This is a genomic window from Pseudomonas viridiflava (assembly GCF_900602065.1).
Lineage (GTDB): Bacteria > Pseudomonadota > Gammaproteobacteria > Pseudomonadales > Pseudomonadaceae > Aquipseudomonas.
The window spans coordinates 1-14,290 of record NZ_UWFN01000119.1 but is presented as its reverse complement, the minus strand read 5'-3'; the positions used below and the strand labels follow the sequence as shown (position 1 = coordinate 14,290).

The window sequence follows — 14,290 nt, the reverse complement described above, 5'->3', positions numbered from 1 at the left end:
CATCAAGCCAGTGGGAGCAGAGCTTGCTCGCGATAGAGGCACCGCAAATAGTGCGATGCGATCAAACCCGCGCTTCCATCCGCAACAGGCTGCTGATGGGCAGCACCACTTTCTGTTCGCGCTGCAGCAGGTTGAGCAGAATCACTGCGCGCTCTGTGCCATCGCAGGCCAGGAATATCGCTTCGATATCGCAGAGCTCGCCCGCCTTGATCAGCACATGCTCGCCTTGTTTGAATTCGGGCTTCGGCGCAGGAGCGCTCAAGCGCAGACGGATCTGTTCGATCAATTCATCCTGCACCGGTACCGGATGCCCACCGAAGGTCACGATTCTGGCCACGCCCCGTGTTGAACGGATCGGGTACCAGTTGTCGTGGACCTGATCCATGCGAATAAACAGGTAGCCGGGGAACAACTCCTCTTCACTGGTCGGCCGAGCGCTGCGCTTTTTCAGTTCTGCCGACTTCAGAGGGCGATAGCACTCGAAGTTCTGACGCTGCAGGTGTTCCTCGGCGCGAGCCTCCTGGCGAGGTTTGGTCTGAATCAGGTACCAGCGAGCGGGGCTATCGAATGACATGGTCGTTACTCCGCAGCAGCGTGGGCAGGGAGGGGTGAGCTGATCTCGACCTGGCGGGTCAGTTCAGCCAGCAACTGTGCTTCGGGGGTGGGTATACCGTCGCAGAGGCTGAAGCAGGCGAACATCGCCTGGACCTGCTCAACGCAGTTGAACATCAGTACGTCGATGATCGACAGGCTGGGTACAAAAGGCTGGTTCAGTTGCCGATAGACAATCGGGTCCATTTTGAAAAAGCGCAGCAGCAGGCCGTGACGGGCAAAGTGGTCGCGGTCGTACAGATCGACGCCGCCGATGGGGTTGAGAACGGTGGTCGCGGCGAAGGTGCGCGCGATATTGATCACGCGGTCCTGTTTGTCGAGGCAGGACACCAGCTTGAGGTCTGAACCCCGGAGGATGGGCGTGACGATATGCAGATAAGCGCACATCTCGCGAATCGCGTGTTCGGTGTACAGGGCCAGATTCTGTTGCGGGAAACGAATCAGGCGCTCCAGGAACGGCATGACCTGCGCAAAGTAGGGCGCCTTGCGGTAGCTCTGGGTGATCAGGTTGATCAGTCGATCAGCTTCTTCGCTGAAGTTGTCCGCCAGATGGCGCTTCATGATCGGCAGATCGAAGCTGTCTCGCTTGAGCGGGAACGTAATGAGCTTCGCTTCGCCGTTTTGCAGGATGCGATTGCGATTGACCCAGCCGGAACGGATGTATTGCAGGTCATCGCCGAGGACGAAGACATCCGCTGCGGCGATCAGTTGAAAGTAGCCCAGGTAGGGGAAGAGATAAGGCTGCATCATTGCAATAGTCCGTGCCATGTGTAACTCCTTGAGGGTGCGGGGGAGGAGGGGGCTGTTATCTGCGGATCACTTTCGTACAGGGCTGTAGTTGTAGCCGTAGGCCGCGCAGTCGTAGTCGGCTGTGGATGCTTTGCGCAGCACGCCGTTGAATATCGCGCCCTTGATAATCACGCCGTTCTGGCCCAGCCGCCGTTTGCAGGCCTCGATCTCTTTCACCGTGGTCAGGCCGAAGCGGGTTACCAGCAGGCAGGTGCCCGCCTGACGGCCCACCAGTGTGGCGTCGGTGACGGCAAGAATGGGTGGCGTGTCGACCAGAATCAGGTCGTAGAGCGGGGAGAGCTCTGCCAGCATCTTGTTGAAGTTATCGTGCATCAACAGTTCTGACGGGTTGGGCGCATTGAAGCCGCAGGACATCAAATCCAGATTTCGCACTTCGGTGTGATTGATGACTTCTGTGCTTTTAACCCGGGCAGCCAGGGTGTCAGACAACCCGTGCTTGGGGTTCAGGCCGAAGATTTTGTGTTGATAGCCTTTGCGCATATCAGCATCGATCAACAGCACGCGCCTGCCAGCCTGGGCAATGATCACGGCCAGGTTGCTGGACACGAAAGACTTGCCTGCGCCGGGCGAGGGGCTGGAAATCATCAGTACGTTGTTGCGGGCCTCCAGCATTGCGAAGTGCAGGCTGGTCCGCAGGCTGCGCAAGGATTCGATGGCCAGTTCGGTCGGTGCTGAAACGCTCAGCAGCTTCGATTCCTTGCTGCGCCCCTGACTGTTCTTTTCCAGCCTGTCCTGCTGGCGCGAGTAAGGCAGCGATGCGTAAACCGGCATGCCGATGTTTTCGATGATTTCAGGGTTTTCCACACCACGGTAGAAAGCCTGGCGCACGAATACTGTCGCCACTGCGACGACGATACCGAGCATTGCGGCGAGCAGAACGATGAGCTTTTTCATCGGTTTCACCGGCTGCTCGACGTTGGCGTCGGCGTTGTCGATGATCCTCACGTTACCGATGCTGCCGGCACGGAGAATGTCCTGCTCCTGGCTCTTGTTCAGCATCAAGGTGTAGGTCTGACTGGTGACCTGCATGTCGCGGGTCAGGCGCAGCAGTTCCTGTTGTGTCACTGGCAAGGCTTCGATCTTCTTCAGCAGGCCCTGCTTCTGTGCTTCGAGCTGACTCATCTGGTTCATCAGGCCTCGATAAGTCGGGTGCTCGCGGGTGTACAGGCGTTCGATCTCGACGCGCTTGAGCTTGAGTTCCGAAAGCATCGAGTCGAGCTTCACGACTTGATCCAGGACACCCTTGGTTTCGATGCTCAGGTCGACTGACTTGGCGCTGGTCTGAAAGTCGTTCAGCGCCATTTCCGAGTCTTCCAGCTGTTTGCGCACGCTTGGCAATTGCGAGCGCAGGAACTCAAGGCGTTGCGCGGCTTCGGCCGAGCTGCGCTCGACGTTCTGACGCACATACAGGCGGCTGACTTCGTTGAGGATGTGGTTGGCTTTCTCCGGATCAGGGTCCTGGATGGCCAGGTAGATGATGCCGGAGTCTTTGCCAGCCTCGGTAATCTTCAGGCGGTCCTGATAAATCAGCGCAGCGGTCAGTGTGCGCAGTTTGGCGACAATGAATTCGGTGCCAGGCCGTGCAGTGAGAGTGGCTACCTGGATTTTCGTGCCTTTGCCTTCGACGGTCTGATTGATGGCGCCGCTGAGGATCAGCTTGCGATCTTCGTCGTAGAGGGAAAAGAAGCCCGGTTTGCCTGCCACCAGAATCAGACTCTCGCCCAGCAGCTCTTCGGGTACATCGAGCTGAAAGACATCGATTTTTTCGCCGCCCCAGGCGTAGGCGGCCTGGCCGAACATGGGCTCAGCCAGCGCATTGTTGCTTTCCGGGCTGAACGTACGGTTCAGATAAGGGCCGATGACCGGAAAGAGTTTCGGGCGCTGGACGATATTCAGCTTGAGGTCTTCGACGACTTTACCCAGCACAGCCCGCGATTTGATCAGTTCGATTTCGGTGGTGGCTTGAGACACAGACATGGGTTTGCCGGAGACTTCAGGCGTGCCCTCGATGCCGATTTTTTTCGGCTCGATCTGAATCATTGCGTTGGCCTGATAGATCGGCGTGGAGAGCACTGCATAGGCCACGCCAGCCAGACTGAAGAGGCCGACGATCAGCATGATCAGGCCCTTGTGGTCGAATAGTGTGCGCAAGATAGTTGCCAAATCGATCCGGGAGTCCTGGTAGTAGTCCAGGGAAGAGCGGTTCATAGCGGTCATTTATCTTGTTTCTCCTGACTGAAGAAAAGGTAGCCAGTCGTCGACGCATCTCGAGAGCTGCTCGTAGGTCTGTTCAAAGGCTAATTGTGGTTGCCGATAGGGGTCGGCGATTTCCAGCTGTTGTTGCCATTTGCCAATCAGAAACGTTTTGCCGCGCACTTCCGGAGCCAGCTTCAACACACTGTTGAGTTGGGCGGGTTCCATCAGCAGAATCAGGTCCGCCCGGTGCAGCAAGGCCCTGTCTATCTGGCGGGCCTGATGCCGGGGTGTCGGCACCTGATGCATGTGCAGTACGGCCTGTGCCAGCGGGTCCATGGCGGAACCGACCATGGCGTGAGTGCCTGCCGAAGCCACTTGCACATGCGGCGCAGCGCGCTGAAGCAACAGCGCCTCAGCCATGGGGCTGCGGCAGATGTTGCCAACGCAGATCACCAGAACGTTACTGAACATGGCCTTTGCTGACAGAGGGCAACAAACGCTTGCCGAGGTTGACGCTCATGTTGCGGATGGCCATGAGCAGTGCTTGTAATTTGTGCATCGGACCGAGAGCCGACAGAGAAAGACAAAAGACCTGCTTCAGGAAGTACTCATACAACTCCTGGTTGCCGATGCGCTGGTAGTAGTTGGCCAGGCTGCTATTGGTCTGCAGGCTCATGTGCAATTTGCGTTTGTTGCTGCGCATGGAAAAAATCCCGCCCGGATGCACCCGGTAGGCGGCAGGTTTGATCTCTGCCAGGAACTTGCCTTTGCCAAATGCGCCCAGCAGCGACCACCAGCACATGTCATTGAGCGGTGCGACAGGCATTAGCAGCTCGGGGGGCATGTTGCTGAGTACGTTGCGAAAGCACACGGTTAGGGTCGAAATCGGTCGGGCCTTCTGCAGGTCTACAGCGCTGGCATCGGCGCGCAGCTTGCCTTGCAACTGAATGCCTCGCGGACCGTTTTCGTCGAAAGCCATCGCGTCGTGATAGGTCATCACGTAGTCACGATTAGCCTCGAGGAAATCCACCTGGATCTGCAGTTTGCGCGGATCTGTCCAATAGTCATCGGCTTCGCAGTAGGCGATGTAATGACCGCGTGCCTTGGCAAACAGGCCGGGAACGCAGGGCCGACCATGCTGGTACTGATTCACCTGCTCATAGAACGGCCGGATGATGTGCGGGTAACGTTGGGTGTACTCAGCGATGATCCGTGCGGTGCCATCGGTGGACGCGTCATCGTTGATCAGGATTTCAAAATTGAAGGTCGTCTGCTGAGCGAGAAAGCTGTCCAGTGTCTGAGCGATAAAAGCTTCCTGGTTATAAGCCGGGCACACGATGCTCAATAAGGGCGGGGCGCCGGGTGCAGTTTTTGTTATCTCATCCATGGCTCATGTACTCGGTTTGCTGAACAAGACGAAAATTTTTGTTGCCAGAGGTTTGTCACTGACGGCCACGATGAGCAGAGTGATCAGGCCGCTGGCTGCCAACCCCAGAAAGATACTCAGACGATCATCACCGGCTATCAGCAGGAACAAAGGCTCGCTGAGCATCAGGCCGACGCCTGTCATCACGCCGATGCGCAGCACGTCTCGCAGCCACTGGCCGTGAATGCCGGGTGCCAGGGTGTGATGGACGATCATTGGCCAGATGGCAAACGACACTCCGCGCAGCAGAAACCAGGCCACCGCTGCGCCGTAAGCGCCTTGATAACGGATGGCGAAAAACATCACCGGTACGGTGACGATGGCGGAAATCAGGCTGTACCAGACATGCAGGCGTATCTGCCCATAGGCGTATTGCAGATAGAACTGAAAGGCGCTGATCGCCATAATCGCGCTGCCCAGCGAGTACCAGCAGAGGATCTGATGGCTCCACTGGGCGGCGACCCAGTCGCCGGTCCAGGCGTAGATCAGGTACTTGCCGTGCAGGCCGATCAGTGCGGCCAGCGGAAACAGAAACGTGCAGGCAAAACGATTGGCCGCCAGTAGCAAGGCGTGCATCTCGGTCTGCCGACCTTCGGCCACGAGCACCGTCATGCGCGGCAGCAAAGCCTGCACCAAGGGGTTGGTGAGCATCATGATGCCGGTAGTGACCAGCGCGACCAGTGAGAAGTAGCCGAATTCATCCAGTGGCAGCAGATCCGAGAGCAGCACCTTGTCCATTTGGGTCAAGACAATCCACAACACGGAGGTCAGCGTCATGCTGGCAGCGAAGGGGATGATCGGCTTGACCAGTAACCAGTTGAAACCGGTGAACAGGTGCGGGGTTGGCATCTGCTGATAGGCGCGGGCCGCAAAGATCAGGGTTTCGATCAGCCCGACCAGAACCTGAAATTCAAAGAAGTCTTCGGGGTCCTGGGAGTAACTGCTGACCAGCAACAAGCCGCCGAAATAGCGCACGGTGGCGATGATGATGTTGGCGATGTTCAGCCAGGCATGTTGCTCCAGGCCCTGGATGCCACTTTTGTACAGCGTCGCATACAGGCGCAGGGCGACCACCAGCCCCATCAGGCTGATGCAGTGAATCAGCGTCTGCGGTTCGAGCTCTTTTGCATTGAGCCACTGCAACGCAATCCACGGGCTGCTCAGGTAAATACCGATGCAGCAAAGCAATGCCATCGGCAGAAAAATGATTTCAAACGAACGCAGCAATTGCCCCGAACTGCGTTCACGGGCACGCGTACCCTGCTGGTGGGCCACAGCACGCACCAGGCTGGGTGATAAGCCGGCATCCAGGAGCAGCAACCAGGCCTGCATCACGGCGAAAAATCCGATCAAACCATAGGCCTCGGCACCCAGGTGGCCGAGGTAGAACGGCATGATCAAAATCCCCACCAGCAGAACGTAGGCCTGACCGGCATAGTTCAGCGCAGTATTACGGATGACCGAGCGAGGCTTCGTCATGGCGATTAGATAGCCTGAGCGATCAGCGGACTGCGGTAGTGCACGCTGCTGACACTGCACTCTTCGATCAGGGTACCGATGATTTTTTCCTGGTCACTTTTCTGCAAGCCGGGATAAATCGGCAGACACAGCACGCGCTCGCTTAATGCCCGAGACTCGGCTTGTGGGACCTGCGGCTGCAAATATTCAAGCGTGTCCAGCGAGGGGTAGAAATACCGGCGCGGGTTGATGTCCCGTTGATTCAATACAGTGCGCACACGCAGCAGTTGTTGTTCGTCGCGCAAGGCTACCGGGTAGTAGCTGTGGTTGAGCTGGCTATCGGGCTGGGTCTGCTGCAGGTCCAGATAGTTTTCCAGCCTGGAGGTATAGCGATAGGCAATCTCGGCGCGCTCTTCGAGAATGTTCTCGATGTCATCAAGAATGCACAGGCCCATAGCGGCAGAGAATTCGTTGAGCTTGGCGTTGATGCCAATGCCGTCAATTTTGTCTACGTCGGCAATACCAAAGTTGCAGAGCAGGTAGGCGCGCTTGGCGATCTCTTCATCGTTGGTGATGATCGCGCCACCTTCAATGGTGTGAAACAGTTTGGTCGCATGGAAACTCAGGGTGCTGACATCGCCCCAGTTGAGTACCGATTGCCCAGCGTGGCGCACAGCGAATGCATGGGCGCCGTCGTAAACCACTTTAAGCTTGTGCTTGAGGGCTATCTGTTCGATATGTTCGACCGCACAAGGGTTGCCAAACACATGGGTCCCAACAATGGCGGTGGTGTCGGCTTCAATCCGGTTTTCAATGTGTGCCGGTGAGATGTTCCAGGTGCCGGGATCAATATCAGCGAAGAGCGGCCGTATGCCTTCCCACTGCAGTGAACTGCTGGTGGCGACGAAGCTGAACGGTGTGGTGACTGCACTGCCGCTCAGGTTCAGTGCGCGATAAGCCACTTGCAGCGCCAACGTACCGTTGTTGGTCAGAATGATATGTTTGACGCCCAGATAATCCTTGAGGCGTTCTTCCAGTTCATTGACCAAAGGGCCATGGTTAGTCAGCCAGCCGCGGGCATAAATACCTTCCACATAAGTCTTGAACTTACCGATATCGCCCAGATAGGTTTTGGTTACGTTGATCATCGAAGCCTCCATGTTTGACGTTTAACGCAGGGTTCAGAGCGATTTGCCAGGTGTTACTTCTGATGAGCGATCGCCAGCTTTGCGGCTGGCGCGTCGGGCACGACGCTGATTGATCTGCAGGATCAGCCGCGTGGTCAGGCTGCCCGCATGGGGATCACCAAAGTGGAAGATGGCCGTCGCGCGGGTGACGTTCGGGCCACATGGCTTATTGGCGTGGAGGGATCGGTAGCCCCAGAACACATAGATGTCGCCGGGCTTGAGCGTCAGTGTTTCTGGCTTCAACCAGCCCCGTTCGATAGCCATGACCAGCAACTTGCGGGTGAAAGGGTTCTGCACCAGGGCTTTTTCAATAGCGTTGAATATGGCGTTGCGTCGCACGTTGCGCAGGTTGGGAAACAGCATCAGGTCACCGCGCTCATCCCCTTCCGTAGGAATGAACACCGGCACCAGGACCGTAACCAGGCTGGCGTCGAAGTGAAAACAGTTGGATTCGCGACGGCCTTGATTGCCCTGAACACAGCGTAATACCGGGAAAATCTGCGGACTGGCTGACGCTACGCCGGTGGCGGCGTGATAAAGGCTGTCCAGCATTTGCCGGAAGTCAGCAGATTCCCACAGTGCCGCCAAGGGGCTTTGTGAGAGCAACTTCTCACCGTGGTGAGCAAAGTATTCGCCCTGATGTAACCTGGCCTGCGTTTCGGTATAGGCGCGTATCAACTGCAGTTCGTTGGCGTCGAGGGCTCCGCTTATCTGGCTGAAACCCTGAGCATCGATCTGCTCGGTGATGTGCTTGATCCGCTGCGGGTCCATGGCAAATGAAGATGGCATCAATCAATCCCTGATATTGAAGGGGGGCGTAGAACCAGACGGTTGGTCGGCTCACTGGCTGTTCTGGACGTTCATCCACGCTACCGCCCGAATCCATTGATCCAGTACGTGGCAACTTCAACACCGCATTGCAGGTGTCTGATTAATTCATCAACACGTGGCGCAAATTGCAGGCCACGCTACCGCCCCTCGACTACATTCAGCAGTTGAGCGACTGTTCTGTTAATCAAAGGACGGCCACCGGCGCAGGAACGCACCGTGCAAATAACTAACATGAGGCAATTAAGGGATGTGTCGGCTGGACAGTTCCAGCGCATTGCTCTTTGGCAACGCTGCACGAGCTAGGAAATGTCTGACACGCATATATATCGTTGTCGCCGGGCTTTCTGTCAAATTATTTCGTCAACATTCTGTTAAATTTTTGATAAGCGGTTGGTAATCTTACTTAAGTTATTGTTTTTTAAAGAGTCAAAAAAACATCGCGCGCACTGCTTCGGTGCGATGACGGTTTTTGGGCGCTCTTACAGGTTGATTAAACGCGGTGTAATAAACATGGATCGTCGCTTTTTTAGCGCCAGAAGTTAGTCGTTAAAGACAGAAATATAATAAAGCCGGGTGAAATAACGGGTAGGGTTGTTCAAGGGAATAGAGAGAGGTGCCTACTTCAATCCATTTGAAGCAGGTTTAAATAATCCAGGGCTGACAAGGCTCCATGACGCTACAGGTTCCATGGCACCCTAGACACACTCGGGAGGGGAGTATGCTTTTGGGCATGGATCATGCGTCTGTCATGGAGAGCCTCGAAACTGACGGCTTACATATTCCCGATAGGAATATTTAAATAATTATTAATTACTTTTTGATCTATCAGGGATGATGCATTATGGTTCGCAGGATTCGGGGCCGAACGTCGCAACTGTCGCGACTCGTATTACGGAAACAGTCCGGCCTTCCGGGCTGCGCATTTCAAGGTGATCTTCATGAAAAATCTTGCGCTGTATTTTGACTACGCTGCTACCACTCCCGTTGATGAGCGTGTCATTGAGGTCATGGTGCAATGCTTGGGCAGGTCTGGCATTTTCGGTAATCCGGCGTCCAACTCCCATGCCTTCGGTCGTGAGGCACGCTCTGCTGTAGATGTTGCACGCCAGCAGGTTGCCGATCTGGTGGGGGCACGGCCAGAGCAGATCATCTGGACTTCGGGTGCCACCGAATCAAACAACCTGGCACTGAAGGGTGTTGCGCAAGGCCATGCAGAACGGAGCGGGCGCATGGCTGGCCACATTATTACCAGTCAGATCGAACACAAGGCGATCCTTGATACTGCGGATCAACTACAGGCATCGGGTTTCGATGTGACGTATCTCGCGCCTGATGCCAATGGCTTGATTGCTCCAGAAGCTGTGGTTGCTGCGCTGCGCGACGACACCTTTCTGGTCTCACTGATGCTCGTCAACAATGAACTGGGCACACTTAACGATATCGCTCAAATCGGCAAGCATGTGCGCGAGCATGGTGCTCTGTTCCATGTCGACGCAGCTCAGGGGGCGGGCAAGGTCAGGATTGATCTGGGCGAACTGGATGTGGATTTGATGTCGTTCTCGGCACACAAGATTTATGGCCCTAAAGGTATTGGTGCCCTTTATGTCGGTCCGCGGGCCGAGCAGCGGGTCGAGGCTCAGATTCACGGCGGCGGCCACGAGAGCGGGCTGCGCTCGGGTACTTTGGCGACCCACCAGATTGCGGGCATGGGGGCGGCATTTGCACTCGCGCAAGCGTTGTTCGAGGAGGAGACGGCTCATATTTGTCACTTGAACCAGCTGTTATGTACACGGCTGGCCGACATCTCCGGTTTGCGTATCAACGGAGATCCGCTCCAGCGAATTCCTCACACTTTAAGCCTGACTTTTGGTGACAACGACCTCGACATTGCCGCGCTGGGCAACGGTCTGGCTTTCTCCTCCACGTCTGCCTGCAACTCGGCAAAAAATACCCCGTCGCATGTTTTGCTGGCGCTGGGTCACGATGCCAAGGCCGCAAGTCAGACCATTCGCCTGAGCCTTGGGCGCTTTACCTCCGAAGAAGAAATCGAGCATGCGGCCTCACTGATAAGGGCCTCGCGAGCCCAGCCTGCGTTCTGGGCGGTTGCTCAGTCCTGATTGGTGCTCCATTATCTGCCCGCAGAGAATAAAATTTTTCGGGTCAGCAGGAGAACCAATGAGTACGCAATCGAACCCCGGCACCACTGTCGCGCAACGTTTGGCGCAGACGCGGGCCTTGATGAGCCGCGAGCGTATCGATGCTTATCTGGTCCCTTCGGCTGACCCGCACCTTTCCGAGTATTTGCCAGGCTACTGGCAAGGGCGTCAATGGTTGTCGGGCTTCCATGGCTCAGTGGGGACGTTGATTGTCACTCAGGACTTCGCCGGTTTGTGGGCTGACAGTCGTTATTGGGAACAGGCCACCAAAGAGCTGGCAGGCAGCGGCATTGAGCTGGTCAAACTCCAGCCTGGGCAGCAGGGGCCTTTGGAGTGGCTTGCTGATCAAGCAAGTGCCGAAACCGTCGTCGCTGTCGATGGCGCGGTGTTGGCGGTTGCCTCTTCCCGGACGCTGGCAAGCAAGCTCTATGATCGTGGTGCAAGGCTGCGCACCGATCTGGATTTGCTGACTGAGCTGTGGCCTGATCGTCCTGCGTTGCCAGTCAGTCAGGTTTTCGAGCATCTACCACCTCAAGCCTCTGTAAGGCGTGTCGAAAAGCTGGCTCGTTTACGCCAGGTGATCGCAGAACGCGGGGCTGATTGGCATTTCATTGCAACGCTTGATGACATTGCCTGGTTGTTCAATCTGCGCGGCTCTGATGTCTCCTATAACCCTGTGTTCATTTCATTTGCCTTGATCGGGCCAAAGAGCGTCAGCCTGTTTGTGGATTCGAGCAAGCTGAGCACCGGGGTTCGGCTGAGTCTGGAGCAGGACGGCGTTACCTTACTGGAATACACCCAGATCGGTGCGGCGCTGCGTGAGGTCCCCACGGATGCGCGCCTGTTGGTTGATCCCGCCCGTGTGACTTGCGGTCTGCTTGATTACCTCGACGCTGAGGTCACGCTAGTGGAAGGTTTGAATCCAACCACGTTGTTCAAGTCGCAGAAAAGCGAGGCTGATACCGCGCACATTCGTCAGGCCATGGAGCAGGACGGCGCGGCACTCTGCGAGTTTTTCTGCTGGCTGGATTCGGCATTGGGTCATGATGCTGTCAGTGAGCTGACTATCGACGAAAAGCTGGGGCAGGCTCGCCAGCGTCGTCCGGGCTATATCTCTCCGAGCTTCGCGACGATCGCCGGCTTCAATGGCAATGGTGCAATGCCGCATTACCGTGCGACGCCGCAAGAGTACGCGCAGATCGAGGGCGATGGCCTGCTGCTTATCGATTCGGGAGGGCAGTATCTGGGGGGCACCACTGACATTACGCGTATGGTGCCAGTCGGTACGCCCAGCGCAGAGCAAAAACGCGACTGTACCCGTGTACTGAAAGGGCTCATCGCATTGTCCCGAACGCATTTCCCCAAAGGCATTCTGTCGCCGCTGCTCGATGCGATTGCCCGGGCACCGATCTGGTCTGAGGGTGTTAACTACGGGCATGGTACCGGGCATGGTGTCGGCTACTTCCTGAACGTCCATGAAGGGCCGCAAGTGATTGCCTATCAGGCGCCAGCTACGCCTCAAACGGCGATGTTGCCTGGGATGATCACGTCTATCGAGCCGGGTACTTATCGTCCGGGCCGCTGGGGTGTGCGGATCGAGAATCTGGTGATCAATCGCGAGGCAGAGAGCACCGAGTTTGGTGACTTCCTCAGGTTCGAAACGCTGACGTTGTGCCCAATTGACACGCGTTGCCTCGACCTGAATGCGCTGACCCAGGATGAGCGGACGTGGCTGAACGACTATCACGCAGAGGTGAATAAGCGTTTGAGTCCGCTGTTGCAGGGGACGGCTCTTGAATGGCTGCGGCTGCGAACTGTCGCCGTATAACCGGATCTGTGGCGGGAGTGAGGGTGGCTCCCGCCACAGTGCTCTTTACTCGGTCTTTGCCGGCTTTTTGCAGATGATGATCATGCTGCGGCTGGTATAGCCTGCCGGGTTCAGACCAAAGGGATAATCTCCTGGGTCTTCCACCCCGTCACCGGATTTGGCAATGACTCTGTAGTTCTTCGAAACGCAGGAGTCAGCCGCCGTGTCATAGCACTTCTGCCACGACGACGACAGGCCCGAGCAGTTGATGTGAATCCCTCGTTTGGTTTGCTTTACGGGGGCGGAAGTCGCGGCGCAGCCTGTGATTATTAGTGTTGTCAGCGCTATAAAAATGTACTTCATTGCATTCCTTACCCTGGCCTCTCTCAAGAGCCAGTGCCCTGCCTGGATACGATTACTCAGTAAGATGATTTGGCATTCTGCTGGTAGCCTTGGAAAGGCTCGGGCGTCGCCATAGCCTAAACATGGCTTAACATCGTTACAAATGCTAGTGACATCTCATATTTGAGCAAAAGAGTGCTCAGTCGGCAGGGACTAATTGTGGGTGTTCACGCCGTGCAGTAAGGGTTGCGCCCGCGGAGGCTGCGATAATTGCCACAATGGCAAGCCATTGGGTAAGCGCCAGGTTTTCGTGCAGAAACAGCATGCCGGATAACGCGCCGAAAGCTGGCTCAATACTGGCCAGGGTGCCGAATGTCCGGGCGGGCATGCGTGTCAGCGCAACCATCTCCAGGCTATAGGGAAGCGCGGTGGACAGGATGGCTACGCCAATGGCGGTAGGGATCAGTCCTATGTCGAACAAGGCCCAGCCTGCATGCACTGCGCCAATCGGGGCGATGAATATCGCCGCAATCAGCACGCCCAGCGCTGCCGTTTGAATTCCGTTATCTTCGCCGGCTTTTTGTCCAAACAGGATGTAGCCGGCCCAGCACACGCCTGCGCCCAGTGCATAGGCTACGCCGGTCATGTCCAGGCTTGCGCTTTGCTCTCCGGTGGGAATCAACAGCAGCAGGCCGGTCACGGCAAGTGCGATCCAGACAAAGTCGAGCGCCTTGCGCGAGGATAACAACGCTACCGCCAGTGGCCCCGTGAATTCGAGTGCTACGGCTATCCCCAACGGAACGCTACGTAACGACATATAGAAGAGGAAATTCATTCCTCCCAGTGCGATGCCGTAGAACAAGACCGTGCGCAACGATTTCGCAGTGAACCGGGCACGCCATGGTCTCAATACCAGCAGCAGGATAATACTGGCGAAGATCAGCCTTAATGACGTCGTGCCCTGTGCGCCCACGAGAGGGAACAGTGTTTTTGCCATAGACGCCCCCGTCTGAATGGAGGCCATGGCAATCAACAGTAATCCAATGGGGAATAGAGTGTGGGAGAGGGGGCGCGAGTTAGTGCTCATCGGGGGTGTTCCAGTCAGCGGGCAGTTGGTGCAGGTGCTATATGATGCTCAAGAATAGCGGGGTGCGCAATATAATGCGCACACCCCCTGTCTTCTTCTTATATAGGTAGCTGGATATAAGTGTTTTTTTGGAAAGCTGAAAATAGGGGTTGACGGCCTCTCTAATCTCTCTATAATTCGCACCTCTTCTGGCGCAGGCAGAACGAAAAACTCCTTGATAATCAACGAGTTGGACGATTTGACTGGCGAGAAAGAGGCTTCGATGAAGTTGATCGAAAGCGGTGAAAAAAGGGAGTTGACAGCAGGTTGTAACGCTGTAGAATTCGCCTCCCGCTAACGAGCAACGTGATGTTGATCGAAGCGCAAGTGGTTGAAGTT

General features: G+C 56.2%; 12 protein-coding genes. 2 read left to right on the top strand and 10 right to left on the bottom strand.

Features of this window, described 5'->3' with window-relative positions:
- Nucleotides 1-61: 61 nt before the first annotated feature.
- The 8 genes from rfaH to EE949_RS07645 are packed head-to-tail and all read right to left on the bottom strand — an operon-like array spanning nt 62 to nt 8,478.
- Nucleotides 62-574, bottom strand: coding sequence for a transcription/translation regulatory transformer protein RfaH (gene rfaH / locus EE949_RS07680; RefSeq protein ID WP_122663764.1), 513 nt, complete (start codon nt 572-574; stop codon nt 62-64).
- A gap of 5 nt (nt 575-579) precedes the next feature.
- Nucleotides 580-1,380, bottom strand: coding sequence for a WbqC family protein (locus tag EE949_RS07675; RefSeq protein WP_122663763.1), 801 nt, complete (start codon nt 1,378-1,380; stop codon nt 580-582).
- Between the two features lie 48 nt (nt 1,381-1,428).
- Nucleotides 1,429-3,639, bottom strand: coding sequence for a polysaccharide biosynthesis tyrosine autokinase (locus EE949_RS07670; protein ID WP_122663762.1), 2,211 nt, complete (start codon nt 3,637-3,639; stop codon nt 1,429-1,431).
- The gene (locus EE949_RS07665) at nt 3,640-4,089 is read right to left on the bottom strand and encodes a low molecular weight protein-tyrosine-phosphatase (RefSeq protein ID WP_122663761.1); all 450 of its coding nucleotides are present in this window, start codon (nt 4,087-4,089) and stop codon (nt 3,640-3,642) included.
- Nucleotides 4,079-5,005, bottom strand: a complete 927-nt coding sequence (locus EE949_RS07660; RefSeq protein WP_122663760.1) for a glycosyltransferase family 2 protein — start codon at nt 5,003-5,005, stop codon at nt 4,079-4,081. The genes EE949_RS07665 and EE949_RS07660 overlap by 11 nt, the downstream gene beginning before the upstream one ends.
- Nucleotides 5,006-5,008: 3 nt before the next feature.
- A complete protein-coding gene (locus tag EE949_RS07655; protein WP_122663759.1) occupies nt 5,009-6,523 on the bottom strand; it encodes a lipopolysaccharide biosynthesis protein in 1,515 nt (504 codons plus the stop codon).
- Nucleotides 6,524-6,528: 5 nt separating this feature from the next.
- Nucleotides 6,529-7,650, bottom strand: a complete 1,122-nt coding sequence (locus EE949_RS07650) for a DegT/DnrJ/EryC1/StrS family aminotransferase (protein ID WP_122663758.1) — start codon at nt 7,648-7,650, stop codon at nt 6,529-6,531.
- Nucleotides 7,651-7,683: 33 nt separating this feature from the next.
- Nucleotides 7,684-8,478 carry a hypothetical protein gene (locus EE949_RS07645; protein ID WP_122663757.1) on the bottom strand — a complete coding sequence of 265 codons (795 nt, stop codon included), beginning with the start codon at nt 8,476-8,478 and terminating at the stop codon, nt 7,684-7,686.
- Between the two features lie 980 nt (nt 8,479-9,458).
- Here EE949_RS07645 and EE949_RS07640 point away from each other — a divergent pair.
- Together EE949_RS07640 and EE949_RS07635 are read left to right on the top strand one after the other, a co-directional pair.
- Nucleotides 9,459-10,637 carry an aminotransferase class V-fold PLP-dependent enzyme gene (locus EE949_RS07640; RefSeq protein WP_122663756.1) on the top strand — a complete coding sequence of 393 codons (1,179 nt, stop codon included), beginning with the start codon at nt 9,459-9,461 and terminating at the stop codon, nt 10,635-10,637.
- A 58-nt stretch (nt 10,638-10,695) separates the two neighbouring features.
- The gene (locus EE949_RS07635; protein WP_122663755.1) at nt 10,696-12,504 is read left to right on the top strand and encodes an aminopeptidase P family protein; all 1,809 of its coding nucleotides are present in this window, start codon (nt 10,696-10,698) and stop codon (nt 12,502-12,504) included.
- Between the two features lie 45 nt (nt 12,505-12,549).
- Here EE949_RS07635 and EE949_RS07630 read toward each other — a convergent pair whose 3' ends face one another.
- Nucleotides 12,550-12,846: a hypothetical protein gene (locus tag EE949_RS07630; protein ID WP_122663754.1), complete on the bottom strand. Its 297-nt coding sequence runs from the start codon at nt 12,844-12,846 to the stop codon at nt 12,550-12,552.
- Between the two features lie 178 nt (nt 12,847-13,024).
- Entirely contained in the window at nt 13,025-13,912 is an 888-nt protein-coding gene (rhtA, locus tag EE949_RS07625; protein ID WP_122663753.1) for a threonine/homoserine exporter RhtA, read from the bottom strand.
- Between the last annotated feature and the right edge of the window lie 378 nt (nt 13,913-14,290).